Annotated in this window: 25 protein-coding genes, 1 pseudogene and 1 riboswitch; of the genes and pseudogenes, 10 read left to right on the top strand and 16 right to left on the bottom strand. The window is 59.6% G+C overall.

Annotated features, from left to right (window positions below):
- Window positions 1–10 precede the first annotated feature (10 nt).
- The 5 genes from ftsP to QLG03_RS14655 form a co-directional block, all read right to left on the bottom strand.
- On the bottom strand, window positions 11–1,423 hold the full coding sequence (gene ftsP, locus QLG03_RS14675) for a cell division protein FtsP (RefSeq protein ID WP_023291023.1): 1,413 nt from the start codon (window positions 1,421–1,423) through the stop codon (window positions 11–13).
- 83 nt (window positions 1,424–1,506) lie between these two features.
- Complete coding sequence (plsC, locus tag QLG03_RS14670; RefSeq protein WP_065805145.1) at window positions 1,507–2,244, bottom strand: 1-acylglycerol-3-phosphate O-acyltransferase; 738 nt, start codon at window positions 2,242–2,244, stop codon at window positions 1,507–1,509.
- 191 nt (window positions 2,245–2,435) lie between these two features.
- Window positions 2,436–4,694, bottom strand: a complete 2,259-nt coding sequence (parC, locus tag QLG03_RS14665) for a DNA topoisomerase IV subunit A (RefSeq protein WP_004205224.1) — start codon at window positions 4,692–4,694, stop codon at window positions 2,436–2,438.
- A 120-nt stretch (window positions 4,695–4,814) separates the two neighbouring features.
- Window positions 4,815–5,684 carry an AraC family transcriptional regulator gene (locus QLG03_RS14660; protein WP_050533736.1) on the bottom strand — a complete coding sequence of 290 codons (870 nt, stop codon included), beginning with the start codon at window positions 5,682–5,684 and terminating at the stop codon, window positions 4,815–4,817.
- 77 nt (window positions 5,685–5,761) lie between these two features.
- Window positions 5,762–6,169, bottom strand: a complete 408-nt coding sequence (locus tag QLG03_RS14655) for a YgiW/YdeI family stress tolerance OB fold protein (protein WP_023291025.1) — start codon at window positions 6,167–6,169, stop codon at window positions 5,762–5,764.
- A gap of 149 nt (window positions 6,170–6,318) precedes the next feature.
- Between QLG03_RS14655 and qseB the strand changes: the two genes are divergently transcribed.
- From qseB to QLG03_RS14635, 4 genes are all read left to right on the top strand, one after another.
- On the top strand, window positions 6,319–6,978 hold the full coding sequence (gene qseB / locus QLG03_RS14650) for a quorum sensing response regulator transcription factor QseB (RefSeq protein WP_032454072.1): 660 nt from the start codon (window positions 6,319–6,321) through the stop codon (window positions 6,976–6,978).
- Window positions 6,975–8,324, top strand: a complete 1,350-nt coding sequence (gene qseC, locus QLG03_RS14645; protein ID WP_110237915.1) for a quorum sensing histidine kinase QseC — start codon at window positions 6,975–6,977, stop codon at window positions 8,322–8,324. The genes qseB and qseC overlap by 4 nt, the downstream gene beginning before the upstream one ends.
- 106 nt (window positions 8,325–8,430) lie before the next feature.
- Window positions 8,431–9,012, top strand: coding sequence for an NAD(P)H-dependent oxidoreductase (locus QLG03_RS14640; RefSeq protein WP_023291028.1), 582 nt, complete (start codon window positions 8,431–8,433; stop codon window positions 9,010–9,012).
- Between the two features lie 81 nt (window positions 9,013–9,093).
- Window positions 9,094–9,408, top strand: coding sequence for a putative quinol monooxygenase (locus tag QLG03_RS14635; protein ID WP_023291029.1), 315 nt, complete (start codon window positions 9,094–9,096; stop codon window positions 9,406–9,408).
- 73 nt (window positions 9,409–9,481) lie between these two features.
- Here the strand turns inward: QLG03_RS14635 and parE are convergent, their stop codons facing one another.
- From parE to nudF, 5 genes are read right to left on the bottom strand one after another with little or no spacing between them, the layout of a single operon-like run.
- Window positions 9,482–11,377: a DNA topoisomerase IV subunit B gene (gene parE / locus QLG03_RS14630; RefSeq protein WP_004205235.1), complete on the bottom strand. Its 1,896-nt coding sequence runs from the start codon at window positions 11,375–11,377 to the stop codon at window positions 9,482–9,484.
- 30 nt (window positions 11,378–11,407) lie between these two features.
- Complete coding sequence (gene yqiA, locus QLG03_RS14625; protein WP_004205236.1) at window positions 11,408–11,983, bottom strand: esterase YqiA; 576 nt, start codon at window positions 11,981–11,983, stop codon at window positions 11,408–11,410.
- Entirely contained in the window at window positions 11,983–12,810 is an 828-nt protein-coding gene (gene cpdA / locus QLG03_RS14620) for a 3',5'-cyclic-AMP phosphodiesterase (protein WP_004205237.1), read from the bottom strand. The genes yqiA and cpdA overlap by 1 nt, the downstream gene beginning before the upstream one ends.
- Before the next feature lie 24 nt (window positions 12,811–12,834).
- Window positions 12,835–13,257: a DUF1249 family protein gene (locus QLG03_RS14615; RefSeq protein ID WP_004205239.1), complete on the bottom strand. Its 423-nt coding sequence runs from the start codon at window positions 13,255–13,257 to the stop codon at window positions 12,835–12,837.
- A complete protein-coding gene (gene nudF, locus QLG03_RS14610) occupies window positions 13,254–13,886 on the bottom strand; it encodes an ADP-ribose diphosphatase (protein WP_004205241.1) in 633 nt (210 codons plus the stop codon). Before nudF ends, QLG03_RS14615 begins: the two co-directional genes overlap by 4 nt.
- Before the next feature lie 196 nt (window positions 13,887–14,082).
- Here nudF and tolC point away from each other — a divergent pair, with 196 nt between their 5' ends.
- The 3 genes from tolC (at window position 14,083) to QLG03_RS14595 (ending at window position 17,548) form a co-directional block, all read left to right on the top strand.
- Entirely contained in the window at window positions 14,083–15,543 is a 1,461-nt protein-coding gene (gene tolC / locus QLG03_RS14605; RefSeq protein WP_032454074.1) for an outer membrane channel protein TolC, read from the top strand.
- Window positions 15,544–15,710: 167 nt separating this feature from the next.
- A complete protein-coding gene (locus QLG03_RS14600; protein ID WP_002916849.1) occupies window positions 15,711–16,382 on the top strand; it encodes a DUF1190 family protein in 672 nt (223 codons plus the stop codon).
- Between the two features lie 5 nt (window positions 16,383–16,387).
- Window positions 16,388–17,548 (top strand): glutathionylspermidine synthase family protein, encoded by a 1,161-nt coding sequence (locus QLG03_RS14595; protein WP_072420622.1) that lies wholly within the window; start codon window positions 16,388–16,390, stop codon window positions 17,546–17,548.
- A 42-nt stretch (window positions 17,549–17,590) separates the two neighbouring features.
- Here the strand turns inward: QLG03_RS14595 and ygiD are convergent, their stop codons facing one another.
- Window positions 17,591–18,382 carry a 4,5-DOPA dioxygenase extradiol gene (ygiD, locus tag QLG03_RS14590; protein ID WP_255988817.1) on the bottom strand — a complete coding sequence of 264 codons (792 nt, stop codon included), beginning with the start codon at window positions 18,380–18,382 and terminating at the stop codon, window positions 17,591–17,593.
- A gap of 186 nt (window positions 18,383–18,568) precedes the next feature.
- Here ygiD and zupT point away from each other — a divergent pair, with 186 nt between their 5' ends.
- Window positions 18,569–19,339 (top strand): zinc transporter ZupT, encoded by a 771-nt coding sequence (gene zupT, locus QLG03_RS14585; RefSeq protein ID WP_064155330.1) that lies wholly within the window; start codon window positions 18,569–18,571, stop codon window positions 19,337–19,339.
- Between the two features lie 63 nt (window positions 19,340–19,402).
- Here the strand turns inward: zupT and ribB are convergent, their stop codons facing one another.
- Window positions 19,403–20,056, bottom strand: a complete 654-nt coding sequence (ribB, locus tag QLG03_RS14580; protein ID WP_023159075.1) for a 3,4-dihydroxy-2-butanone-4-phosphate synthase — start codon at window positions 20,054–20,056, stop codon at window positions 19,403–19,405.
- A gap of 105 nt (window positions 20,057–20,161) precedes the next feature.
- A riboswitch (FMN riboswitch) is annotated at window positions 20,162–20,313 on the bottom strand.
- A gap of 120 nt (window positions 20,314–20,433) precedes the next feature.
- Here ribB and QLG03_RS14575 point away from each other — a divergent pair.
- Window positions 20,434–20,706, top strand: a complete 273-nt coding sequence (locus QLG03_RS14575; RefSeq protein WP_004174355.1) for an accessory factor UbiK family protein — start codon at window positions 20,434–20,436, stop codon at window positions 20,704–20,706.
- Window positions 20,707–20,740: 34 nt separating this feature from the next.
- Here QLG03_RS14575 and glgS read toward each other — a convergent pair whose 3' ends face one another.
- A complete protein-coding gene (gene glgS / locus QLG03_RS14570; protein WP_004205248.1) occupies window positions 20,741–20,938 on the bottom strand; it encodes a cell surface composition regulator GlgS in 198 nt (65 codons plus the stop codon).
- Between glgS and QLG03_RS14565 the strand changes: the two are divergent.
- Window positions 20,930–21,076 (top strand): annotated as a pseudogene (locus QLG03_RS14565) (hypothetical protein); the annotation flags it as partial. The gene glgS and the pseudogene QLG03_RS14565 overlap by 9 nt on opposite strands.
- A gap of 80 nt (window positions 21,077–21,156) precedes the next feature.
- Here QLG03_RS14565 and hldE read toward each other — a convergent pair.
- Genes hldE through QLG03_RS14550 form a run of 3 tightly spaced genes read right to left on the bottom strand, consistent with a single transcriptional unit; the run spans window position 21,157 to window position 26,805 of the window.
- Window positions 21,157–22,590 (bottom strand): bifunctional D-glycero-beta-D-manno-heptose-7-phosphate kinase/D-glycero-beta-D-manno-heptose 1-phosphate adenylyltransferase HldE, encoded by a 1,434-nt coding sequence (gene hldE, locus QLG03_RS14560; protein WP_023291033.1) that lies wholly within the window; start codon window positions 22,588–22,590, stop codon window positions 21,157–21,159.
- Between the two features lie 58 nt (window positions 22,591–22,648).
- The gene (gene glnE / locus QLG03_RS14555) at window positions 22,649–25,486 is read right to left on the bottom strand and encodes a bifunctional [glutamate--ammonia ligase]-adenylyl-L-tyrosine phosphorylase/[glutamate--ammonia-ligase] adenylyltransferase (protein WP_172969373.1); all 2,838 of its coding nucleotides are present in this window, start codon (window positions 25,484–25,486) and stop codon (window positions 22,649–22,651) included.
- 20 nt (window positions 25,487–25,506) lie between these two features.
- Complete coding sequence (locus QLG03_RS14550; RefSeq protein WP_255988820.1) at window positions 25,507–26,805, bottom strand: inorganic triphosphatase; 1,299 nt, start codon at window positions 26,803–26,805, stop codon at window positions 25,507–25,509.
- Between the last annotated feature and the right edge of the window lie 191 nt (window positions 26,806–26,996).

Raw genomic sequence — 26,996 nt, 5'->3', positions numbered from 1 at the left:
GTCGAACAGTTTACGGTGCGGGATTCACCAGCATCTGGCCAATCGAACCGCGGTCGGCCAGCTCCAGCGTCTGGCTCAGATACTGGAACGGGAAGTGCGGCCACGACGGCTGGGCGTAGTAGACCAGCAGTTCGACCTGCCCGTCGACCCACACGGTGTCCTTCCAGCCGCGGTCTTCCGGGAAAGGGGTCGAGCCGTTGACGTTACGGATCTGGAACATCACCCCTTCAATATGGAACGACTGCGGGCGGTCGGCGCGCACCGTCCAGCGCTCCCAGGTCCCCTGCTGCGCCGTGATATCGATACGCTGCGGATCCCACAGCTGGCCATTAATCCCCGGATCGTCGCCGAGCGTGATATCCCGGCTGCGGATCGGCGTGCCGGAGAGTAGCTCAGTCGGCAGCAGACGCGCCGGCAGGCTGTCGGTGACCAGCGGCAGCAGCCCGGTCGGGCGCAGGGTCAGCACCAGCGTGGAGACCAGAATGCTGGACGGTTCAAAAAAGCCGCGGATACGGTCGACGATGCTCGCCGCTTCACCGCAGGTAATGGACACTTCATCGCCGTTGGTCATATCGACCAGAATTTCACGCCGTTCCCCCGGCGCCAGCGACAGCTGCTTGAGCGAAACCGGCGCCGGCAGGAACCCCTGGTCGCCGGAAATGACATGCAGCAGTCGGCCATCGCTCATCTGTAGCTGATAGCGCCGGGAGTTGGAAGCGTTCAGCAGGCGCAGACGCACCCAGCCGCGGGACACTTCGACATAGGGGCTCTGCACGCCATTGACCAGCAGCGTATCGCCGACGAAGCCGCCGCTGCCCGGTTCGCTATATTCCGGCGTGCCGAAGTTATCCAGCCGTTTGTCCTGAATTATCACCGGGAAGTCATCGACACCATAGTGGTTAGGGATCGGCAGGTTCTTGCTCACCTCATCCTCCACCAGCCACATGCCGGCCAGACCGTTATAGACCTGCTTCGCCATCCGGTTCGGCGTATTGGCCTGGTACCACAGCGTCGCCGCACTCTGCCGGATCGGCAGCACCGGCGCCCAGTCGGCGTTCGGCGACATCATGCGCGCCGCGCCGCCGATCAGCGGGCCAGGCACCTGCAGCCCGCGGATGGTCATCGCGACGTTCTCCGTCAGACGGTTGCTGTAGATAAGCTTGACGTCGTCCCCGCTCCAGACGCGGATCGTCGGCCCCATATAGCGGCCATTGATCCCCCAGACGGGGGCGCGGGTGCCTGGCGTAAACGACCAGTGTGAACGCTGCAGCGTCAGAAACAGCGGCTGACCGCGACGGGACTCCAGCAGCGGCGGAACCGGCAGCGCAGGCTGCTGGCCGGCGGCATGGGCCTTCAGCGGCGCGGCGCCAGCGCACAGCGCTACGCCGGAAGCCTTAATAAACTGACGCCGACTGAGTGACATATTAACTCCATGACATACTGACAAATGAAAAAGGGAATTCGTTTCCCGCCAGCAATACGCGCGCGTTGGCGGCGTTTCCTGTCTTATTGCTTACCGGCCGCTTCGCGCTCGGCCACTTCGTTGTCCAGCTCAGCGATTTTGGCGGCCATCAGCTCGCGGCAATGCGTCGCCAGCGCGCGCACGTTGTCTTTACCGAACTGGCTGGTATCCACCGGCGGCAGCATTTCCACAATCACCAGACCGTTGTTCCAGCGATTGAGCTTTATTTTATTCGATGTATTCGAGACACACACCGGAATAATCGGCACGCCGGCGGCAATAGCCGCGTGGAAGGCGCCGGTTTTAAACGGCAGCAGACCGCGACCGCGGCTGCGGGTCCCTTCCGGGAACATCCAGAACGAAATTTTACGCTTTTTAAAGGCGTTGACGACCTCGGCAATGGTGCCGTGCGCTTTGGTTCGGTTATTGCGGTCAATCAGCAGATTACCGGTCAGCCAGTACAGCTGGCCAAAGAACGGGATCCACAACAGGCTCTTTTTCCCCACGGTGACCGTCGGGGCCTGCACGATGTTAGATGCCGTCACCATATCATAGTTGTTTTGGTGGTTAGCGATGTAGATCGCGTTGCCATAGCTTTCCGCGTCGGCGGGTTTGCGTAGCTCTACCTTGAGGCCAAATACCGGAGATAAACGGCCAAACAGATGGCCGAAAGTGGCAACGTGTTTTGGATTACGTGGGCTGAACAAGCAGTACAGACAGCCAAGTACGCACACTACGATGCAATAAATGACCACGAAAATTACTCGAAAAATGAATAGCATAGCTACCTCTAAAACCCAAACCGCTTAGAATTATTCGCTGCTGGCAGAAGGCAGGCTCACAAGTTCTGCGCAGGCCGGGACCGTTCTTCCTGGGCCCCTGATGATGGACATTGTTAATCGCAACGCCTGAATAAACAACGATTTTGCGGCTTTTTTTCGCCTCCTCCCGTCAAAGACGGGAGGAGAAGCGCTTACTCTTCGCTATCGCCTGCCGCGGCGCGGCGCGGCGAGTCAATTTCAACACGGTCAATCTTCTGCAGACCGCGCATCAGCGAACCGCGGCGGCCGCGCTCGCCGGTGACTTTTTGCAGCTCTTCCGGACGCAGTTTGATCTTCCGTTTGCCGACATGAATGGTCAGCGTACTCTGCGGCGGCAGGACAAACAGATGTGCGAGACCGTCCTGGCCGGCGGCGGCTTCCGCCGCAGGAATGTTGATGATTTTGTTGCCCTTGCCTTTCGACAGCTGCGGCAGATCGCTGACCGGGAACATCAGCATCCGCCCGGCGGCGGTGATGGCCAGCAGCATATCGGACTCGTCCTCAATGACCAGCGGCGGCATCACATGCGCGTTGTCAGGCAGGGTGATCAACGCTTTTCCGGCGCGGTTGCGCGCCACCAGATCGTTGAAGGTGCAGACAAAACCGTAGCCGGCGTCGGAGGCCATCAGCAGTTTCTGATCGTCGCCTTCCATCAGCATATGTTCCACGGTCGCGCCCGGAGGCAGCGTCAGCTTGCCAGTCAGCGGCTCACCCTGGCCACGCGCCGAGGGCAGGGTAATCGGATCGATGGCATAGCTGCGCCCGGTGGTATCGATAAACACCACCGGCTGGTTGCTCTTGCCCTTCGCCGAGGCTTTCCAGCTGTCGCCCGCTTTATAGCTCAGCCCCTGGGCGTCGATGTCGTGCCCTTTGGCGCTGCGCACCCAGCCCATCTGCGACAGAACGATGGTGACCGGCTCAGACGGCAGCATATCATGCTCGCTCATCGCTTTCGCTTCTTCACGCTCGTGAAGCGGCGAGCGGCGATCGTCGCCGAAAGCATCGGCATCGGCCTGCAGCTCTTTCTTCAGCAGGTTGTTCATCTTACGTTCAGAGGCCAGAATCGCCTGCAGCTGATCGCGCTCTTTTTCCAGCTCGTTCTGCTCGCCGCGGATCTTCATCTCTTCCAGTTTGGCGAGATGGCGCAGTTTCAGTTCCAGAATCGCTTCCGCCTGGGTTTCGCTGATGGCAAAGCGCGACATCAGGGCTGGCTTCGGCTCATCTTCCGTGCGGATGATCTCGATGACTTCATCAATATTGAGGAACGCCACCAGCAAACCTTCAAGGATATGCAGGCGCTTAAGGACCTTCTCTAACCGGTGGTTCAGACGGCGACGTACGGTATCGCGACGGAACACCAGCCATTCGCTGAGGATCTCCAGCAGGTTTTTTACCGCCGGGCGGCCGTCGAGACCGATCATATTGAGGTTGATGCGGTAGCTCTTCTCCAGATCGGTAGTGGCGAACAGGTGGTTCATCACCTGCTCCATATCCACCCGGTTGGAGCGCGGGACGATCACCAGGCGGGTCGGATTTTCGTGGTCCGATTCGTCGCGCAGGTCGTCCACCATCGGCAGCTTTTTATTGCGCATCTGCGCGGCAATCTGCTCCAGTACTTTGGCGCCGGAGACCTGGTGCGGCAGCGCGCTGATCACTACCGCGCCGTCCTCTTTGCTCCATACCGCGCGCATGCGCACCGAGCCGCGTCCGTTCTGGTAGATTTTGCGAATTTCCGCCCGCGAAGTGATGATCTCCGCCTCGGTCGGGAAATCCGGTCCCTGCACGATATCCAGCAGTTCGTCGAGGGTCGTTTTCGGCTGCTCAATCAGCGTAATCGCCGCTTTCGCCACTTCACGCAGGTTGTGAGGCGGAATATCGGTCGCCATGCCCACCGCGATGCCGGTGGTGCCGTTGAGCAGGATGTTTGGCAGGCGCGCCGGCAGCATTTTCGGCTCCTGCAGCGTACCGTCAAAGTTTGGCACCCAGTCGACCGTCCCCTGCCCCAGCTCGCTGAGCAGCAGCTCGGCATACTTCGACAGGCGGGATTCGGTGTAACGCATGGCGGCGAAGGATTTCGGATCGTCCGGCGCCCCCCAGTTCCCCTGGCCATCCACCAGCGGATAGCGATAGGAGAAGGGTTGCGCCATCAGCACCATCGCTTCATAGCAGGCGCTGTCGCCGTGTGGGTGATATTTACCCAGCACGTCGCCGACGGTGCGGGCGGACTTTTTGAATTTGGCGCTGGCGTTCAACCCCAGTTCGGACATCGCATAGACGATGCGACGCTGGACCGGTTTTAAGCCATCGCCAATAAACGGTAATGCCCTGTCCATGATCACGTACATGGAGTAGTTCAGGTAAGCATTTTCCGTAAATTCATGCAGCGCAAGGCGCTCTGCCATATCGCTCATTAATCGTGGATCCTCAATCTGGGTACCGACCGTTCGGACGGCAAAACTACCCGCGATAATACCCGATCTCACGCCCTGAGTCACAGGCCGTGAGATCGGTTGAGGATTCCGTCACCTTAATCAGGCCAGCGGCAGATAAATATCGGTTTGCAGCTCATGCTCAGCCACCTGGTGGACAAAATTGTGGTAACGGAAGTAGACCGGAAAATCCCGTAACGTCTCGCCTGAAGCGGGTAACCAGTCGCGATAGAGATACCAAACGCTGTTCGCCAGGGTGTCCAGCGAGCCGTGATGGCGCACGACGGCGCAGCGTCCGCCGGGGATTTCGCCGTTAATCACGCCAAAGGCGTTTTCACCAACCGGCCGTTCGACCGTACCGCAGAGATCAAAACGAAATGCCTCCTGCGGGGTAGTCTGCGGATCGTCCCAGGCGATCCCCCAGGTTTCGCTGGTGGCAACGGGCGATAATCCGCTCGTCTTACGCCAGGCGATAAAACGCGCGGCGGTGGCGTTGACAAGGTCCGGGCTGCCACGATGTTGCAGGACGGCTACCCGGGTGGTGGGGAACGAAATGATATTGACGTCCATCGACGTTTGCTCCTGTAGCGTATGTTTCGGTACGCGTCGATGCCACTCGGCCCAGTCCGGTTGCTGACGGAACTGGGTCGGGCTTTGGTCAAACGCGGTACGGAAGGCACGGCTGAACGACTCCGCATTCTGAAATCCGGCATCAAGGGCAATGTCGATGATTTTATCGCGGGGGTTGAACGCCAGGCGCCAACAGGCGCGTCGCAGACGTAACCACTGAATATACCGGTACAAGGGAATGCCGGTATACGCGCTAAATTGCCGGTGAAAATGGTAAGGCGAACTGTGCGCTATCGCGCTCAGCGCCTCCAGCGACAGCGGCTCATCAAGATGACGCGCAATGTATCTACAGACGCGCTGGAAGCGCCCGGCATACGCCGGGCTGGCCTTAATATCGTTCATCGTCTCCTCCTCGCGACATACTCTGACAGAGCGAGGATAGCGATTCCTGACCGATCTTGCGCTTATCCGCCGGAGACTTATGGCGTGATTTTACGGATCTGTTTAACGTCGATCTCCACCGAGTTCCAGTCCTTATCGACTTCCCCCTGAATTTCTACCGTGTCCTGCGGGCCGACGGTGACGCCGTTCCAGCGTTTGTGGTCGATATCGACATTGATCACCCCGGTAGCATCCTGGAACTTATACAGATCGTCGGACACGCGCTCGGTAATTTTGCCCCGCAGGGTCACCCAGGTATCGTCCCGCAGCGATTTGACATTGGTGACGGTGGTGACCGCGCCGCTCGGGCCGGTAAATCCGCCGCCCTGGGTGGTCGAACTTGCCGGCGTGGTCGCAGAAGGACCGGTATACCCGCCCTGTCCGGCAGCCAGCACCGGCATGGAAACCAGGGCAACGATCGCGGTCATCGCAGCAATTTTCTTCATGATGTGTTCTCCCTTCGTGTTGATATGGCTCCTATTACGCCCGACAAAACTTAACGACTTCTTAAGGGGAAAAAAGAAATTTTAATGCTGTACAACCCCGGTCGCAACGCGGTTTACTGCGCAGAGCAGCCGGGTTGGCAGGAGGGAAAATGCGCATATTATTGGTGGAAGATGACAAGTTAATCGGCGATGGCGTCAAGGCCGGGCTGAGCAAAATGGGCTTCAGCATCGACTGGTTTACCGCCGGGCTGGAGGGCAAAAACGCCTTATACAGCGCCCCCTACGACGCGGCAATTCTTGATCTCACCCTTCCCGGCATCGATGGCCTCGATATTCTGCGCGAGTGGCGCGACAAAGGCCGCCATGAGCCGGTGCTGATCCTCACCGCCCGCGATGCGCTCAGCCAGCGGGTGGAGGGACTGCGCCTGGGCGCCGATGATTATCTGTGCAAACCTTTCGCCCTGATTGAGGTAGCGGCCCGCCTCGAAGCATTGATCCGCCGCGCCCACGGCCAGAGCAGCAGCGAGCTGCGCCACGGCAAGGTGAGCCTTGACCCGAACCGCTTAACCGCCAGCCTCGACGGCGAAAGCCTGACGCTGAAGCCGAAGGAGTTCGCCCTGCTGGAACTGCTGCTGCGTAACGCCGGGCGCGTACTGCCGCGTAAGCTTATTGAAGAAAAGCTCTACACCTGGGACGACGAGGTCTCCAGCAACGCCGTGGAAGTTCACGTCCATCATCTGCGCCGCAAACTCGGCAGTGAATTTATCCGCACCGTCCACGGCATCGGCTATACCCTGGGTGACGCATGAAACGACTTGCCCGCCTGAGCCTGCGCCTGCGTCTGACGCTGCTGTTTGCCGTGCTGACCGCCGCCGCCTGGGGGGTGGCCAGCGTGATCGCCTGGCAGCAGACCAGTAAAAAGCTGGATAAGCTGTTTGATACCCAGCAGCTGCTGTTCGCCCGCCGCCTGAGCGTCATGAATTTCGAAGAGCTCCGCGCCCCGCCGGCATCGCTCGGGGAAAAGAAAAAGGTGCGCCACGGGCATATCGACGACGATGCGCTGGCATTCGCCATCTTCACCCGCGACGGCAAAATGGTGCTTAACGACGGCGAAAACGGGGAGGATATTCAATGGCACTCGCAGCGCGAGGGTTTCAGCGATGGCTACCTGCGCGGCGATGATGACGAGTGGCGCTTCCTGTGGTTAACCACCGCCGATGGCCGCCACCGTATCGCCGTCGGCCAGGAGTGGGATTATCGCCGCGAAATGGCGATGGACATTGTTACCTCGCAGCTAACGCCGTGGATGATCGCCCTGCCGCTGATGTTCGTGCTGCTCATCGTGCTGTTAAGCCGCGAACTGGCGCCGTTGAAACATCTGGCGCGCACGCTGCGCCTGCGCGCGCCGGACTCGGCGGAATCGCTCAGCGTGGAGAAGATCCCCACTGAAGTCCGCCCGCTGGTCGAGGCGCTGAATCAGCTGTTCCAGCGCACCCACGACGTCATGCTGCGCGAGCGTCGGTTTACCTCTGATGCCGCCCACGAGCTGCGCAGCCCGCTGGCGGCGCTGAAGGTGCAGACTGAAGTCGCCCAGCTCTCTCTGGACGATCCACAAGGGCGTGAGAAAGCCCTGGCTCAGCTCCATCACGGGATCGATCGCGCCACCCGTCTGGTGGATCAGCTGCTGACGCTGTCGCGGCTGGACTCGCTCGCCCAGCTGGACGACGTGCAGCCGGTCGCCATCGACGATCTGCTGCAGTCGGCGGTAATGGAGATGTACCACCCGGCGCAGCAGGCCGGGATTGAGCTGCGCCTGCATCTTAATGTCTCTGGCATCTCCCGCACCGGCCAGCCGCTGCTCCTCAGCCTGCTGGTGCGCAATCTGCTGGATAACGCGGTACGCTACAGCCCGCGCGGCAGCCAGGTCGATATCACCCTCAACGCCCGAGAGTTTCGGGTACGCGATAACGGCCCCGGCATCAGCCCGCAGGCGCTGGCGCGCATCGGCGAGCGTTTCTACCGCCCGCCGGGTCAGGACGCTACGGGCAGCGGCCTGGGCTTGTCGATCGTCCGGCGCATCGCCTCGCTGCACGGCATGCGCGTCGAGTTTGCCAATGCCCGCGACGGCGGCTTCGAAGCCCGCGTTGACTGGTAAGGATATTATTGCTCATTTAGCAAAAGACTTTGCACATTTTGCTCATTTTACTGCCCCGCTTCGCGGGGTAAGATCGTCGGCAAATTTTCAAGATTGAGGACAAATGATGAGCAACATCCTGATTATCAATGGCGCAAAAAAATTCGCGCACTCGAATGGCCAGCTGAACGACACCCTGACCGAGGTCGCGGAGAGTTATCTGCGCGACGCCGGACACGATGTTAAAAGCGTTCGCGCCGACAGCGAGTATGACGTAAAAGCCGAAGTGCAGAATTTCCTCTGGGCCGATGTGGTGATCTGGCAGATGCCGGGCTGGTGGATGGGCGCCCCGTGGACGGTGAAAAAATATATGGATGACGTCTTTACCGAAGGCCACGGCTCGCTGTACGCCAGCGATGGCCGTACCCGCTCCGACGCCAGCAAAAAATATGGCTCCGGCGGCCTGGTGCAAGGGAAAAAATATATGCTCTCCCTGACCTGGAACGCGCCGATGGAAGCCTTCACCGACGAAGAACAGTTCTTCCACGGCGTCGGCGTTGACGGCGTTTACCTGCCGTTCCATAAAGCCAACCAGTTCCTGGGTATGGAGGCGCTGCCAACCTTTATCGCCAACGACGTGATTAAAATGCCTGATGTCCCACGGTATATCGCAGAATATCGCAAGCATCTGGCGGAAATTTTTGGTTAACTAGGGGTCTATGCTCTACATATTTCGAGTTATTCGAACCTGGAGTATGACAAGATCCACACAGAAGGAGTTGAGTTAACCATGTTAACAGTGATTGCAGAAATCCGTACCCGCCCGGGCCAGCACCACCGCCAGGCGGTTCTCGATCAGTTCGCGAAAATTATTCCGACCGTTTTGCAGGAAGCCGGCTGCCACGGCTATGCGCCCATGGTGGATCATGCCGCTGGCGTCAGCTTCCAGACCACCGCTCCTGACTCTATCGTCATGGTGGAGCAGTGGGAAAGCGTCGCGCATCTTGAAGCGCACCTGCAGACCCCGCACATGAAAGCCTGGTCGGAAGCGGTCAAAGGCGATGTGCTGGAGACCAACATCCGTATCCTGCAGGCCGGCGTCTAAGCCCGCTGACGCAGAAACGAAATAAGAAAAGGGAGCCTGAGGCTCCCTTTTACGTCTGGCGCAGCGCGCGGTCTTACACTTCCAGGTCCGCCATATCGCCCTTCTCCTGCAGCCAGTTGCGACGATCTTCGGAACGCTTCTTGGCCAGCAGCATATCCATCATCGCCGTGGTCTGCTGCTCATCCTCATCGCTGATCACCAGCTGCACCAGGCGGCGGGTATTCGGGTCGAGGGTGGTTTCCCGCAGCTGCATCGGGTTCATCTCGCCGAGACCTTTAAAGCGCTGGACGTTTGGCTTGCCCTTCTTACGCTTCAGCTGCTCCAGCACACCGGTTTTTTCTTCTTCCGTCAGCGCGTAGTAGACCTCTTTGCCGAGGTCGATACGGTACAGCGGCGGCAGCGCCACGTAGACGTGCCCCTCTTTCACCAGGGTACGGAAATGTCTCACAAACAGCGCGCACAGCAGCGTGGCGATGTGCAGGCCATCGGAGTCCGCATCCGCCAGAATACAAATTTTTCCGTAGCGCAGCTGGCTTAAATCATCGCTATCCGGGTCAATCCCAATCGCCACCGAAATGTCGTGTACTTCTTGCGAAGCTAACACTTCATCGGAAGAGACTTCCCAGGTATTCAGGATCTTGCCTTTCAGCGGCATGATCGCCTGATATTCACGATCGCGCGCCTGCTTGGCTGAACCGCCCGCCGAATCCCCTTCGACGAGGAACAGCTCGGTACGGTTCAGATCCTGGGCGGTGCAGTCGGCCAGCTTACCCGGCAGCGCCGGACCGCTGGTCAGCTTTTTGCGCACCACTTTCTTGGCGGCGCGCAGACGGCGCTGGGCGCTGGAAATGGCCATCTCCGCCAGCAGCTCCGCGGCCTGCACGTTCTGGTTCAGCCACAGGCTGAAGGCGTCTTTCACCACGCCGGAGACGAACGCCGCGCACTGGCGCGACGACAGGCGCTCTTTGGTTTGCCCGGCGAACTGCGGATCCTGCATCTTCACCGACAGCACGTAGGCGCAGCGATCCCAGATATCTTCCGCCGACAGTTTCACACCGCGCGGCAGGATATTACGGTACTCGCAGAACTCACGCATCGCGTCCAGCAGCCCCTGACGCAGGCCGTTGACGTGCGTCCCGCCCTGCATGGTCGGGATCAGGTTGACGTAGCTCTCGGTCAGCAGCTCGCCGCCTTCCGGCAGCCACAGCAGCGCCCAGTCCACCGCTTCCGTCTCACCGGAGAAGGTGCCGACGAAGGGTTTTTCCGGCAGCAGCGGCAGGCCGTTCACCGCTTCGCTCAGGTAGTCGTTAAGGCCATCGGCATAGCACCAGCTCTGCTCGCTGTTGTTGACCTGGTCGCGGAAAACAATTTCCACGCCCGGGCACAGCACCGCTTTCGCTTTTAACAAGTGGGTCAAACGCGAAACGGAGAAGCGCGGGCTATCGAAGAAGCTTTCGTCCGGCCAGAAATGGACGCTGGTCCCGGTGTTGCGTTTACCGCAGGTGCCGGTGACGTGCAGGTCCTCTACTTTCTCACCATTCTCAAAGGCGATGCTGTAGACCTGACCGTCGCGACGCACGTTGACCTCCACGCGTTTTGACAGGGCGTTGACCACCGAAATCCCCACCCCGTGCAGACCGCCGGAAAACTGGTAATTTTTGTTGGAAAACTTACCGCCCGCGTGCAGCCGGCAGAGGATCAGTTCAACCGCCGGCACCCCCTCTTCCGGGTGAATGTCGACCGGCATCCCGCGCCCGTCGTCAATCACCTCGAGGGACTGGTCGGCGTGCAGGATCACTTCCACGCGTTTGGCATGGCCTGCCAGCGCTTCGTCCACACTGTTATCAATCACTTCCTGACCAAGATGGTTAGGACGGGTGGTGTCGGTATACATGCCCGGACGGCGGCGCACCGGCTCTAGCCCGGTGAGTACCTCAATGGCATCAGCGTTATATGAAGATTGCGTCATGGTGTGTATTCGTAGGTCGTTCAGGGCCGTTTAGCGCAGGCCGAGAAATTCGATAATCTGAGTGAAATGATCGTCAAAGCCGACAAATGCGTGATTACCGCCCTCCTCCACCGTCTGCCGGCAGGAGGCGTAGTAATGAACGGCCTGGCGGTAATCAAGCACTTCATCCCCGGTCTGCTGCAGCAGCCAGAGTAAATCCGGCGCTTCGAGCGGGTCGATTTGCATGACTTTGAGATCGTAAATATGGCGAGACTCTAGCACATATTGCTGCCCGGTGTACGGATTCTCATTGTGGCCGAGAAAATTGTTCAGCAGCTCAAACGGCCGCACCGCCGGGTTAACCACTACCGCTGGCAGCATAAAGCACTGCGACAGCCAGGTGGCGTAGTAGCCGCCCAGCGACGACCCTACGACCCCCAGCGGCTCGCCGCCGTGCTCCAGCACGATGGACTCCAGCAGCTCCGCCGTTTCCGCCGGGTAAGGCGGCAGCTCCGGCACCACCATGGCGATCTCAGGATAGTGCTGCGCCAGCCAGGTCTTTAACGCCGTCGCCTTCGCCGAGCGTGGAGAACTGTTAAAGCCGTGCAGATAAAGGAGCGTCGCCATCAGTAGCCTTCTGAAGCAATATCCGGATGAAACGCCGCGCCTTCCAGGCGGCACACTTCGGTGGTCAGCGTTCCGTCAGGGTGAAGCTCCAGCCAGCGCCAGCCCGGCGACACCGTATCGAGGGTGAAATTGGCGCAGTGCGGTTTGAACTGAACGCAGGTCGACGGCGTCGCCATCATACGTCGGCCATTCCAGTCGAGATCCAGCTCCTGATGAATATGGCCGCACAGCAGATGCTTCACCCGCGGCCAGGCGCTCAGCGCGCTGTCCAGCGCGCCGGCGTTGCGCAGACTGTGTTGATCCAGCCAGCTGCAGCCGGCCGGCAGCGGATGATGATGCAGCAGGAGTAAGGTATAACGCTCCGGCGCCTCCGCCAGCTTATGTTCGAGCCATTCCAGCTGGAAGTCGCTCAGCTCGCCATGGGGAACGCCAAACACCTGGCTGTCCAGCAGCAGGATCTGCCAGTGGTCGCCGAGAAACACGCGCTTGGCGGGGGAAATGCCCGACTCCTGCAGGGTGCTGTACATCGCCGGCTGGAAATCATGGTTGCCCGGTAGCCAGACGCAGGGTGCAGCGAAACTCGCGATGCCCTCAGCAAAATGCTGGTAGGCCGCGGAGGAGTGATCCTGCGCCAAATCGCCTGTTGCGACAATCAAATCGCATGGACGCTGTGAGGCATGAATGGCCGACAGTACGGCCTGATAGCTTTCCCAGGTATTGATGCCTAACAACGTTTCATGTTTTTCAGCAAACAGGTGAGTATCAGTAATTTGTAAGATCCTGACTCTGGCCTCACCAGCCAGAGGTAGGTTTAACAGGCTTTCCAAATGGTGTCCTTAGGTTTAACGACGCTAACAAACCGGAATCGCCATCGCTCCATGTGCTAAACAGTAACGCAGCCAGTCGGCCAGAAACTGGTTAATTTGATGCTTTTCGTCGCGTTGATGCAACTTTTTATTAGGATAATCATATCGCGCTTTGAAGCGAAAGATCTGCTGACTCGAACACACTTCGGCCACCATGGCGTCATGGTAGAGGCGAACGGTCATCGACGGCAGACTCCAGTAGCTCACCGCTGGCAGAGTCTGCTCTATCGCCACCAGAGTAGTGTAGCGGGTTGATTCCGTTATCGTTAACCGATATTGCGCGCTTCCCACCTGATAGCTCACCTTCTCACCCGCTGCATCCGTTCGCGGCAACAGGCGGCGCAACTGGGCGAAATTGGTCTCGCACAGGCGCATCATCTCAGGGAAGTCAGGTGTATAACGCTTCATTTTGTCCACTCGTTTCGTAAATTGTGATAATGCAATTGCAGCCATTGCAAGGCGATGACAGAGGCTGCGTTGTCGATTTTCCCCTCTTCTACCCACTGGTAAGCCTGCTCCCGGCTCACCACATGCACCCGAATATCCTCATTCTCCTCGGCCAGGCCGTGAATGCCTTTTGCCGTCGATGCATCAACTTCGCCCACCAGGATCGATAACCGTTCGCTGGTGCCGCCAGGACTGGCCAGATAGCTTAATATTGGTTTCGTCCGCCCAACTTCAAGGCCGGCCTCCTCCAGCGCTTCCCGACGGGCGACATCTTCTACCGTCTCACCCGCCTCGATCATGCCGGCGACCATTTCCAGCAGCCAAGGGCTCTCGCTGGTATCATAGGCGGCGATACGGATTTGTTCGACCAGCACCACTTCGTCCCGCACCGGGTCAAAGGGTAGCAAGACGGCGGCATGCCCGCGCTCAAAAATTTCACGGGTGACTTCGCCGCTCATGCCGCCGTTAAACAGACGGTGGCGAAAACGGTATAAATCGAGCGAAAAAAAACCACGATACAGCGTTTCGCGTGCAATAATTTCTACATCATTTTTGGAGAAGGTAATTCCCTGGTGAATGGGTTTGCTCATTGTCATGTCCTGCTAATCCGAAATGAGGGATTTCCAGACCGTTTGGCTACCGTTTTACGGTCCGTATGTTAGATTGGTGCAAATTACCGCCGGATGGCACGTAACGCCAACTTTTTACGGCGGCAGAATCGATACAATCAGCGGAATTTTTCTTAGAATTAGACCAGCGCTAAATGCTTCACAACAAGGAATGCAAATGAAGAAATTGCTCCCCATTCTTATCGGCCTGAGCCTGACCGGGTTCAGCGCCATGAGCCAGGCGGAAAACCTGCTTCAGGTTTACCAGCAGGCGCGCATCAGCAACCCCGATCTGCGTAAATCGGCAGCCGATCGTGACGCCGCGTTCGAAAAGATCAACGAAGCGCGCAGTCCATTACTGCCTCAGCTCGGGCTGGGAGCGGATTATACCTATACCAGCGGCTTCCGTGATTATAAAGACCAGAATTCTAACGTCACCAGCGGCTCGCTGCAGTTAACGCAGGTTCTGTTTGATATGTCGAAATGGCGCGCCCTGACGCTGCAGGAAAAAACGGCAGGCATTCAGGATGTCACGTATCAGACCGATCAGCAAACGCTGATTCTGAATACCGCGACGGCCTACTTCAAAGTGCTGGCCGCCATCGACACGCTCTCTTATACCGAAGCGCAGAAACAGGCTATTTACCGCCAGTTGGATCAAACCACCCAGCGCTTTAACGTCGGTCTGGTGGCGATCACCGACGTGCAGAACGCCCGTTCACAATACGACGCCGTGCTGGCGAACGAAGTGACCGCGCGTAACGATCTCGACAACGCCGTGGAAGAGCTACGCCAGGTTACCGGCAACTACTACCCGGAGCTGGCCTCCCTGAACGTAGACGGCTTCAAAACCAGCAAACCGCAGGCGGTGAACGCCCTGCTGAAGGAAGCGGAGAACCGCAACCTGTCGCTGCTGCAGGCGCGTCTGAGCCAGGATCTGGCCCGCGAGCAGATTCGCCAGGCGCAGGACGGCCATTTGCCGACCCTGGATTTGAACGCCTCGTCGGGCGTTTCCAACAACCGCTACAGCGGCTCAAACAGCATCGCGCAAGATGCTGATATCGGTCAGAACAAAATCGGCCTGAGCTTCTCCATGCCGCTGTATCAGGGCGGGATGGTTAACTCGCAGGTTAAACAGGCGCAGTACAATTTCGTCGGCGCCAGCGAGCAGCTGGAAAGCGCTCACCGCAGCGTGGTCCAGACCGTGCGTTCTTCGTTTAACAACGTGAATGCCTCTATCAGCAGCATCAACGCCTACAAACAGGCGGTGGTCTCTGCGCAAAGCTCCCTGGATGCGATGGAAGCAGGCTACTCGGTGGGTACCCGTACTATCGTTGACGTCCTCGACGCCACCACCACGCTGTACAACGCCAAACAGCAGCTCTCGAATGCGCGCTACAACTACCTGATCAACGAGCTGAACATCAAGTCGGCGTTAGGTACGCTGAACGAGCAGGATCTGGTCGCCCTGAACAACACCCTGGGCAAACCGATCTCCACCTCCGCGGACAGCGTCGCGCCGGAAAATCCGCAGCAGGATGCCACTGCCGACGGTTACGGCAACACGACCGCGGCCGTGAAGCCGGCGTCTGCACGGACGACGACCCAAAGCAGCGGCAGCAATCCGTTCCGTCAGTAATTCTCATACTGTGACGCGCATCGCCTGTCCGCCGGACAGGCGATGCGTTAAACGTAAGGCAACGTAAAGATCCCCCGCTTAGCGCCCCTCTTCGCTTCATTTTCCACCACTCATCCTCTATCCTGAGCGTTAACACACGCCATACCACTGGGTCCTGGAAGACAAATATGAAACGGACAAAAAATATTAATCATTCGTCGTTCCGCAAAAGCTGGAGCGCACGCCACCTGACGCCGGTCGCCCTGGCCGTCACCGCGGTCTTTATGCTTGCCGGTTGTGAAAAAAGCGACGAAACGGTCTCGCTGTACCAGAACGCCGATGACTGCTCCGCCGCCAACCCGGGCAAAGCAGCCGAATGTACCACGGCCTACACCAACGCGGTGAAAGAGGCAGAGCGCACCGCGCCGAAATATGCCACCCGCGAAGACTGCGTCGCCGAGTTTGGCGAAGGCCAGTGCCAGCAAACGCCTGCCCAGGCGGGCGTCGCCCCGGAAAACCAGGCGCAGGCGCAAAGCAGCGGCAGCTTCTGGATGCCGCTGATGGCCGGCTACATGATGGGCCGCCTGATGGGCGGCGGCATGGCGCAACAGCAGCCGCTGTTCAGCTCCAAAAACCCGGCCAGCCCGGCCTACGGTCAGTACACTGACGCCAGCGGCAAGAGCTATGGCGCCGCCCAGCCGGGCCGCACCATGAACGTGCCGAAAACCGCGATGGCGCCGAAGCCAGCGACCACCACCACCGTCACCCGCGGGGGCTTCGGCGAGTCGGTGGCGAAGCAGTCGACCATGCAGCGTAGCGCCGCAGGCTCCACCTCCTCTTCTCGCTCAATGGGCGGCTAAGCAACATGGAAAGAGTCAGCATTACCGAGCGCCCGGACTGGCGCGAGAAAGCGACCGAATACGGCTTCAACTTCCACACCATGTACGGCGAGCCCTACTGGAGCGAAGAGGCTTATTACAAGCTGAGCCTCGCCCAGGTGGAAAAGCTGGAGGAGGTCACCGCCGAGCTGCATCAGATGTGTCTTCAGGTGGTGGAAAAAGTGATCGCCAGCGATGAGCTGATGGCCAAATTCCGCATCCCTAAACACACCTGGGGCTTTGTGCGCCAGTCGTGGAAAACCAACCAGCCGTCACTCTACTCACGTCTCGACCTGGCCTGGGATGGCGTCGGCGAGCCGAAGCTGCTGGAGAACAATGCCGACACGCCGACCTCGCTGTATGAAGCGGCCTTCTTCCAGTGGATCTGGCTGGAAGACCAGCTCAACGCCGGCAAGCTGCCGGCGGGCAGCGATCAGTTCAACAGCCTGCAGGAAAAGCTAATCGATCGCTTCGGTGAGCTGCGCGAGCAGTTTGGCTTCCAGCTGCTGCATATGGCCTGCTGCCGCGATACCGTTGAAGATCGCGGCACCGTGCAATATCTGCAGGACTGCGCCGCCGAGGCGGGGCTGGCGACGGAATTCCTCTACATCGAAGATATTGGTCTGGGTGAAAAAGGCCAGTTTACCGATCTCCAGGATCAGGTGATTGGCAACCTGTTCAAGCTCTATCCGTGGGAGTTTATGCTGCGGGAGATGTTTTCCACCAAGCTGGAAGACGCCGGCGTCCGCTGGCTGGAGCCGGCGTGGAAGAGCATCATCTCCAACAAAGCGCTGCTGCCGATGCTGTGGGAAATGTTCCCTAATCATCCGAATCTGCTGGCGGCTTACTTCAGCGAAGATGCCCATCCGGAGATGGAGAAGTACGTCATTAAGCCAATTTTCTCCCGCGAAGGCGCCAACGTGTCGATCGTTGAGAATGGCAAAGTTTTGGAAGCCGTGGAAGGCCCGTACGGAGAAGAAGGCACAATCGTGCAGGAATTTTATCCGCTGCCGAAGTTTGGTGACAGCTACACGCTGATTGGCAGCTGGCTCATCAACGATCAGCCCGCCGGGATCGGCATTCGTGAAGACCGGGCGCTGATTACCCAGGATCTGTCGCGCTTCTATCCGCACATTTTCGTCGAATAATGTCGCGCTCCGGCGACGATACCGCCGCCGGAGCACAATCTATCAGGCGCCAACCACCACCGACAGCATACTCAACGAGCCCATCTCGATGCCATCGACCGGGGTCGAAATCGCCTCAACGCCGTCCCACGCCCCCAGGACATATAACAGCGGCAGGAAATGCTCCGCCGTTGGGTTGGAGAGCGAGCCCCCTTCATGTGCCAGGTAGTTAACCAGCGGGTGCTGATCGTCCGGGCCCTGCCACTGCAGATTCGCCTTCACGTAGTTGTTGAAGGACTCCGCCCACGGATACGGCGTGTTCTCGCCATGCCAGCGGGCGGTACGCAGGTTATGCACCACGTTGCCGCTGGCCACCAGCATAATGCCTTCATCACGCAGCGAGGCCAGCTTCCGCCCCATTTCGAGATGCCAGGCCGGCGGTTTGGTGCTGTCGATGCTCAGCTGAACCATCGGGATATCCGCCTGCGGATACATCTTAATCAGCACGCCCCATGAACCATGGTCAAATCCCCAGGCTTCTTTATCGAGGGTAACCGGCACCGGCGAGAGCAACTCCACCAGTCGTTGCACCAGCGCCGGGGAACCCGGAGCCGGGTAATGGGTGTCATACAGCGCCTGCGGGAAGCCGCCGAAGTCGTGAATGGTCTTCGGGGCCTCCATCGCCGTCACGCCCGTACCGCGCGTGAACCAGTGCGCAGAGACCACCACGATCGCTTTCGGACGCGGCAGGGTTTCGCCCAGGTGAGCCCAGGCGCGGGTATAGCGATTGTCTTCCAGCACGTTCATTGGGCTGCCATGGCCGAGGAACAACGCGGGCATTCGGGTACGGGACATGATGATATCCTTAGGGTGTCAATGTGATGTGCTCACATTACGCGCTTTTGCGCCAGGATAAACTCAGATAACCATGATGATGATCGTCAGAAAATTTGAATGTAATTCGCGGTAAAGGGAGCTGTCCCGTACGCGCATCCTCAGGCAATATACTCGTATGCACTTATTTTCGCAGGGAGAGAAGCGATGTCATCACCCTTAATATTGACGCTGTTAGCCGGTAGCGCAACCTTTATTGGCGCCATATTCGGCGTGATTGGCCAGAAACCCTCTAACCGCCTGCTTGGCTTCTCCCTCGGCTTTGCCGCCGGGATCATGCTGTTGATTTCGTTGATGGAAATGCTGCCTGCCGCGCTGGCCGCCGAGGGCATGTCGCCGCTGCTCGGCTACGGAATGTTTGTTGTCGGCCTGCTGGGCTACTTTGGTCTCGATCGCCTGCTGCCGCACGCCCACCCGCAGGATCTGATGCCGCCCGCCGCGCCGCGGCCGCGCAATTTACGCCGCACCGCCATTTTGCTGACGCTGGGTATCAGCCTGCATAATTTTCCGGAAGGCATCGCCACCTATGTCACGGCCAGCAACAACCTCGAGCTTGGCATGGGAGTGGCGCTTGCCGTCGCCCTGCACAATATTCCTGAAGGTCTGGCGGTTGCCGGGCCGGTATATGCCGCTACCGGATCGCGCAGCAAGGCGGTGCTCTGGGCCGGTCTTTCCGGCATGGCGGAGATTTTAGGCGGCGTGCTGGCGTGGCTGATTCTGGGCAGCCTGGTCTCGCCGCTGGTCATGGGCGCGATCATGGCCGCCGTCGCCGGGATTATGGTGGCGCTGTCGGTCGATGAACTGATGCCGCTGGCAAAAGAGATCGATCCGCAAAGCAACCCGAGCTATGGCGTCCTGTGCGGGATGTCGGTGATGGGGCTGAGCCTGGTGGTGCTCCAGACGATGGGCATCGGTTAAGGCGCAGAAACAATACAGCCCACTAAAAAGTGGGCTGTTTTCACTGGCGTTGTCAGCCGCTGATTAGCTGGCTTTACGCTCATGTTCGCGACGATAGGCCACCAGATCTTCAATCGTGACCACTGCCATATTATGCTGCTGAGCGAACTTGATGCACTCCGGCGCGCGGGCCATAGTGCCATCGTCATTGGTCAGCTCGCACAGCACGCCTGCCGGTTTGAAGCCGGCGAGGGTCACAAGGTCGATAGTGGCTTCGGTGTGGCCGCCGCGGGTCAGTACGCCGCCCGGCTGCGCCCGCAGCGGGAAAACGTGGCCAGGACGGTTGAGATCGGAAGGTTTCGCGCCGTCGGCAATCGCCGCGCGGACGGTGGTCACGCGGTCGGCAGCGGAAACGCCGGTGGTCACGCCTTCGGCCGCTTCGATGGTGACGGTAAAGCCGGTGCCGTAGGCGCTGGTGTTGTTCTCCACCATCATCGGCAGATCCAGCTGTTTACGGCGATCTTCGGTCAGGCACAGGCACACAATGCCGCTGCCGTGACGAATGGTCAGCGCCATCTGCTCTACGGTCATGGTTTCGGCGGCGAAAATCATATCGCCTTCGTTTTCACGGTCTTCATCGTCAAGCACCATCACGCCGCGGCCTTCGCGCAGGGCGTTTAAAGCGTGTTCCACACGTTCAAAAGCGGTACCAAAAGAAGAAAGGAGCGTCTGATTCATGGTAAAAAAACCTCATTAAAATTATGGTTACCAGAATCAGGGCAGTCTTAGGAGCGCCGGTTTAGCGGCAAAAGTCAACGCGAGCGGGCCTGGGCCCGACTGTGCCGTTACTCTCTCCCATCCGGACTTTAACCGTCGGCCCCGGAATTACACCGGATCTGCTGACCTTCCCGTAGTCACGGGAAGCGCTCGCGGGCTTTCAACGCCATGGTTGATTTACCGCCGGTGGGGAATTTCGCCCCGCCCTGAGAATAAGCGAGATAACTATAACGCTATTGACTATCCTCGGCAATGCATAAGCTTCAAACATTTCTGGTTTATAGGCGGCCTGGTTCGCACTACAATGATCAATCATCCGACCCGAGCAGGAAACCACCATGATTGACCCGAAAAAAATTGAACAAATCGCCCGCCAGGTCCATGAGTCGATGCCAAAAGGACTTCGCGATCTGGGTGAGGATGTTGAGAAGAAAATCCGCCAGGCGCTGCAGTCGCAGCTGACCCGCCTGGATCTGGTTAGCCGCGAAGAGTTTGACGTGCAGACTCAGGTTCTGCTGCGGACCCGCGAAAAACTGGCGCTGCTGGAACAGCGCCTGAATGACCTTGAAAACCGCCCGGCGACGACGCCTGGCAGCGAAGAGCAGCAGTAAAAAAACGGGCCCTCAGGGGCCCGTTTGCGTTGGCTTAGTGTGCGGCTTCCGCCGGGCTGTTCACCTGACGACAGTACAGTTCATAGCGCTGGCAAAACCATTCACGATGTTCTTCATCCATATTGCCGACGATGGCCTGAAGATCAACTGGCTGGCCCTGGGCGTGCATTCTGGCGAAACTCCGCGCCAAAAAATCAAAATTCTTCATTGAATACATATCGTTATGGTTCATGCGCATACTCCTTCAGCGGTGGATGTTCTGATCAGTCATATGCCTTTTACTCACTTCAGTATTTACGCTTACCTTAACGCCATTTGTACGAAAAATGCGCTTAATGTGATTATTTATTGCGCCAAATCATTTTCCACATCATTAAATAAAAACGGCCCGCGATATCGCTATCGCAGGCCGTGATGCCGCACCGTTCTGGTGGGTGAATAGCGAAACGGTTATTTTTCGCTATCTTTCTGTATTTTCTTAATAATGTTGGTGGTTGAGCACCCATCTTCAAAGTTGAGCACCAGCACTTCGCCACCGTTCGCCCAGACCTCTTCACTGCCGGCGATCTGTTCCGGTTTGTAGTCGCCGCCTTTGACCAGCAGATCCGGCAGGATCCCGGCAATCAGGCGCTGCGGTGTATCTTCTTCGAAGGAGACCACCCAGTCGACCGCCTCCAGCGCCCCCAGCACGATCATCCGCTGCTCCAGCGGGTTCACCGGGCGGGTTTCGCCTTTCAGACGTTTGGTGGAGGCATCGCTGTTGACCGCCACGATCAGACGGTCGCCCAGTTTGCGCGCATTCGCCAGATAGGAGACATGGCCGGCGTGCAGAATGTCGAAGACGCCGTTGGTCATAACCACTTTCTCGCCGCGCTTGCGCGCTGCCGCAACCGCCTGTTTGAGTTCCTCTTCGCTCATCACGCCGAAGCCAGTCTCAGCCCGGCCGCGAACCGCATTTTCCAGCTCGACAGGAGAAACGGTGGAGGTCCCCAGCTTGCCAACCACCACGCCCGCCGCGGCGTTGGCGAAATAGCAGGCCTCTTCCAGGGTATTGCCGGAGGCCAGGGTCGCCGCCAACACGCCAATCACCGTGTCGCCGGCGCCGGTGACATCGTACACTTCCTGGGCCTGGGTCGGCATATGCAGCGGCGGACGCCCCGGCTGCAGCAGCGTCATCCCCTGCTCAGAGCGCGTCACCAGCAGCGCTGACAGTTCGAATTCGGCGATGAGCTTCATGCCGCGCTCAACGATCTCCGCTTCATTCTGGCACTTGCCCACCACCGCTTCAAACTCAGAGAGGTTCGGCGTGAGCAGCGTTGCGCCGCGATAGCGTTCGAAATCGGTACCTTTCGGATCGATCAGCACCGGCACGCCTGCTTCACGGGCGAGCTTGATCATCGTCTGGACGCTGGTCAGCGCCCCTTTCGCGTAGTCCGAGAGAACCAGCGCGCCAATGGAGCCCAGCGCCTGCTGAATGCGCTCGTGCATCGGCTGCGGATCAACGCCGGAAAAGCCCTCTTCAAAGTCGAGGCGGATCAGCTGCTGGTTGCGCGACAGCACCCGCAGCTTGGTGATGGTCGGGTGAGTCGGGACGGAGACAAAGTCGCACTTCACATTGACGTTGGCCAGCGCCTGGCTCAGCGCGCGGGCGGCGTCATCAATCCCGGTCAATCCCACCAGGCGCGACGTCGCCCCCAGGGAGGCGATGTTCATCGCTACGTTTGCCGCGCCGCCGGGACGTTCTTCGATATTTTCCACCTTCACCACCGGCACCGGGGCTTCCGGGGAAATACGACTGGTGGGGCCGTACCAGTAGCGGTCCAGCATCACATCACCCACCACCAACACTCCTGCACGTTCAAACTCCGGCAGCGTTACTTTCATGACTCTCTCCTGCGAGACGCAAACTTTGCGCGCGATAATAGCACACCCGATTTTATAGTTAAGCCATCAGCCACTTCTGCCAGCTGGCGCTGACCTGCTCACGCTCCCGGCTGAATGCCTCCGGCGCCACGTGTCCCGGCAGCTCCTGCAGGGCCAGGTGATGGAGCGCATCACGCAAGGTGGTGTACGCGTGCGTTAAGGCTCGCGCTTCCTCCTCGTCCATGATGTCGTTCTGCGCCAGCAGCTCGAGAATACGCACGTTATCAGACCAGCGGGTCAACTTCGGCTTGTCGCTGGCATAGCGTAGGACCAGATACTGGGTAATAAATTCAATATCCGTGATCCCACCGGCATCGGCTTTGATATCAAAACGATCGGCATGTTTATTGCCGAGGTGGGCGCGCATCTTCTCACGCATCTCGCGAACTTCGGTCTGCAGGGTCGCGCCATCCCGCTCGGTGGTCAGGATATCGCGACGAATGGCGTCAAATCGCGCCTGCAGCGCCGGGTCGCCATAGACCACGCGAGCGCGCACCAGCGCCTGATGCTCCCATGTCCAGGCTTCGTTCTGCTGATAGTCGGCAAACGCGTCGGCGGTGGTGACCAGCATCCCCGCCGCGCCGGAAGGGCGCAGCCGGGCGTCAACTTCGTAGAGAATACCGGACGAGGTGCGGGTGCTGAACAGATGCATGATCCGCTGAGCCAGCCGCAGGTAGAACTGACGGCCGTCGATCTCCCGCTCGCCGTCGGTCATCACCTCCGCCGGGCAGTCATGGAGGAACACCAGGTCGAGATCGGAACTGTAGCCCAGCTCCCAGCCGCCGAGCTTGCCGTAGCCGACGACGGCGAAGCCGCGCCCCTGGCGATCGTGCAGGTGGGTCGGCTGGCCGTAGCGGGCCACCATCTGTCCCCATGCCTGCTGCACCACCGCGTCGAGGATCGCTTCGGCAAGCCAGGTTAAGTGATCGCTGACCTTCATCACCGGCAGCGTGCCGGCGATATCCGCCGCGGCGATATGCAGCTGCTGCGCCTGCTTGAACTGGCGCAATGCCTCCAGCTGCTGCTCTTCATCCTCTTCCGGCACGCGCAGCAGATACTGGCGCAGCTCGTCGCGATAGGCATCGGTCGCCGTCGGCTGATAGAGGGTGTTGGGATCCAGCAGTTCATCAAGCAGCAGCGGGTGGCGCGCCAGCTGGCTGGCGACCATCGGCGACGCCGCGCAGAGCGTAATCAGGTGCTTCAGCGCGCCGGGGAATTCGCTCAGTAGCTCAAGATAGGTGGTGCGAGTGACGATCCCGGTCAACAGCGGCGTGATCCGCGCCAGAGGCAGAGGCGCATCGGCGCGCGAGCAGATTTCGCTCAGCAGATGCGGCATCAGTTGATCCAGCACCTGGCGGCCTCGCGGGCCGATGGTGCGCCGATCCAGCTCTTTACGGAAATCAGCAATCAGCGCCAGCACGCTGCGGCGGTCGGCGTCGTTTAAATGCGCCAGCGCCGGGCTGGCGTCATCTTCTTCCAGCGCATCCTGCCACAGTTCGCGCCAGTACTCAGCCAGCTGCTCATCCGGCGACTGGGCCTCATCATCGCCGATCAGCTCATTAAACACCCGCCGCACGCTGGCCATATGGCTCGCCAGCTGCGCGCTCAGCGTCTCCCAGTCGTCGGTATGCATCCCCCACGCCAGCCTGGCGCGGTTCAGTTCATCCTGCGGCAGAGTCTGAGTCTGCTCATCGTTGATGCTCTGCAGCAGATTTTCCAGCCGGCGCAGGAACAGATAGGCCGCGCGCAGCAGCGTCGCGTCGCCTTCCGGCAGCAGATGCAGCTCATCAATCGCCGCCAGCGTCGGCAGCAGCGCCCGCTGCTGCAGCGCAGGTTCGCGACCGCCGCGGATCAGCTGAAAGACCTGCACGATAAACTCAATTTCACGGATCCCGCCGGCGCCGAGCTTGATGTTGTCTTTCAGCCCGCGACGCCGCACTTCGCGAGCGATCATGCCTTTCATGTTACGCAGCGACTGGATCACGCTGAAGTCGATATAGCGGCGGAAGACGAAGGGGCGAAGCATCGCGCGCAGCTCGCTGGCGTAGGCGTCGTCGTTATCGCCCATGATCCGCGCTTTCACCATCGCGTAGCGTTCCCAGTCCCGGCCCTGCTCCTGGTAATAATCCTCCAGCGCCGCAAAGCTGAGCACCAGCGGCCCGCTGTCGCCAAACGGCCGCAGGCGCATGTCCACCCGATAAACAAAGCCGTCCTGCGTCGGCTGGTCGAGCGCCTTGATAAGCCGCTGCCCCAGGCGGGTAAAGAACTGGGCGTTATCCAGCTCGCGGCGGCCGCCGCGGGTGGCGCCATGCTCAGGCCAGGCAAAAATCAGATCGATATCGGAAGAGAAGTTCAGCTCGCCGCCGCCCAGCTTTCCCATCCCGAGGATCAGCAGCGGCTGCGGCTGGCCCTCGGCATTGCAGGGCGTTCCCCACTCTTTACAGCAGGCGGCGTACAGCCAGTCGCGGGCGGCGACAATCAGGGTCTCCGCCAGGACGCTCAACTGCTGCAGCGTCTCTTCTTCGCTTACCAGCGACAGCGCCTGCGCCCAGGCGATGCGGACCATCATATGACGGCGGAAAAGACGCAGCTCTCGCATCAACCCCGCTTCGTCAGCCACCGCCTGCAGGCGTTCCTGCAGCCAGGTCTCATAATGCCGCCACTCTTCCGCCTCCGGTGAAGACTGGGCAAGCTCGTTCAGCCAGCCTGGCTGGGCGATCACACTCTGTTCGACAAAATCACTGAACGCCATCACCGACCTGGCCTGCGGGCTCAGTTCGGCGACGGGGAAATCCGCTGGCAGGCGGTCAGCGACCGTCTGCCAGTGCTGCTGTAACTGCGAAGAAAGCGGCATCATAGGGGCTCCCTGGCCTGTAATTATCGTTTTCCACTATGCAGCCAGAACGGCTCGGCAGCCAGCGCCTGGCGACGGAAATATTCAAAGACGCTGCGGTCGTCATGCTCTATCGCACGCTGTAGTTCCTGCCAGTTCTCCAGCCACGGCGCGACGGCGTCGCCATAGGCGCCCGCCAGCAACTGGACGCTGTCGATGTCGCGCGCCAGCTTCGGCAGCTGGTCGGCGGCATCCTCCACCGCCAGGTGCTGCACGGCGCCGCGCAGCTCAGCCGCCGCCCGGGAAAGGTGAATATCGGCAAACCGTTTGAACGATCCGGCTATTTTTTTCTCTCCCGCCTCGTTGAGGAACGGACGCCAGCCGCGCTGGACCAGCCATTCGGTCAGCGCCAGTTTGGCGGCGACGACCTCGGTGCGGAATAACGCCTCATTGGCGGTGTCCGCGGCCAGCAGCGCCGCTTCGGCATCGTTCAGCAACGCGCGGAGGTGGGTGGTCGCCTTCCGCGGCACGATGCCGCCGAACAGCACCAGCGCATGGCGCACGCGGGCTATCGCCAGCAGGATTTCCGCTTTGGCTTTCGCGTTGCCGCGCAGCCAGACCTCATCGTGATACAGCCAGTGCGCCAGGGCGCTCTCCAGCGCCGCCTCCAGCCCCTGCTCCACGCTGGCCTTCGCCGCCACCGGCAGCACCGCCAGCCGGGTTACCGGGCGCTCGTCGTTGCCTTGCGCCAGATGATACCCACGCGCGGCTTTGCTCAGGCTCCCCTGACGCAGGACGCCGCTCTCCAGCAAACGCTGCGCGAGGCGCAGCAGATCGGCGGTCTCCCCGGCGAGCAGCTCCAGCTCCAGCTCGCAGATCGGCTCCTGATGCTCGCCCGCCTTCACTTCGCCGCGATCGAGGGCAATCTCAATTTCACTCTTTCCTTCCTGGATCACCCAGCGCTCACGGGCAAAGTCGGTGCTGAACAGCGGTTGCACATGCTCCGCCAGCGCGGCTGGAAGTTCCCCTTGCGGCCAGACCTCCGCCGGCAGGCGCTCAAGCGCCAGTTCCGGTTTATCCAGTGGAATATTGTATTCCGGACGCTGGTGCAGGCCGCCCACCGCCCGACCGGCGATTTTCAGCGTCATCTCATAACGCCCCTGGTCGCCGCGAATGCGCAGCCCCATGTCGTGACGACGCAGCCAGTTATCGGCGGTTTCATAGTAAATGTTCAGCAACTGGCCCGCGGGCGTATGTTTCGCCTCGAGCGCATTGAGCTGCTCGCGCAGCGTCTCTACCCCATCCTGAGCGACGATAAACTTAAGTTCGATTTCTTGAGCCATGACTGAATTCTTCCGCTTCTGTGCTGCGCCGACAAATTGCGGCGAACTTACGACGATATTTTTTGTCAGTAGATAGTATTTTGCGGCGAATCGCCATGCAACGCGCTTTTTGCCGGGCCACCTCCTGGATGATTCCGATTGTGGTGGAAAACTTTGCGTCGCTCTGGCGATGCCTCTACTATCGTTCCACT

Source organism: Klebsiella sp. V115_8 (assembly GCF_029967715.1).
Lineage (GTDB): Bacteria > Pseudomonadota > Gammaproteobacteria > Enterobacterales > Enterobacteriaceae > Klebsiella > Klebsiella quasipneumoniae.
This window is presented reverse-complemented; position numbering and strand designations above follow the sequence as displayed.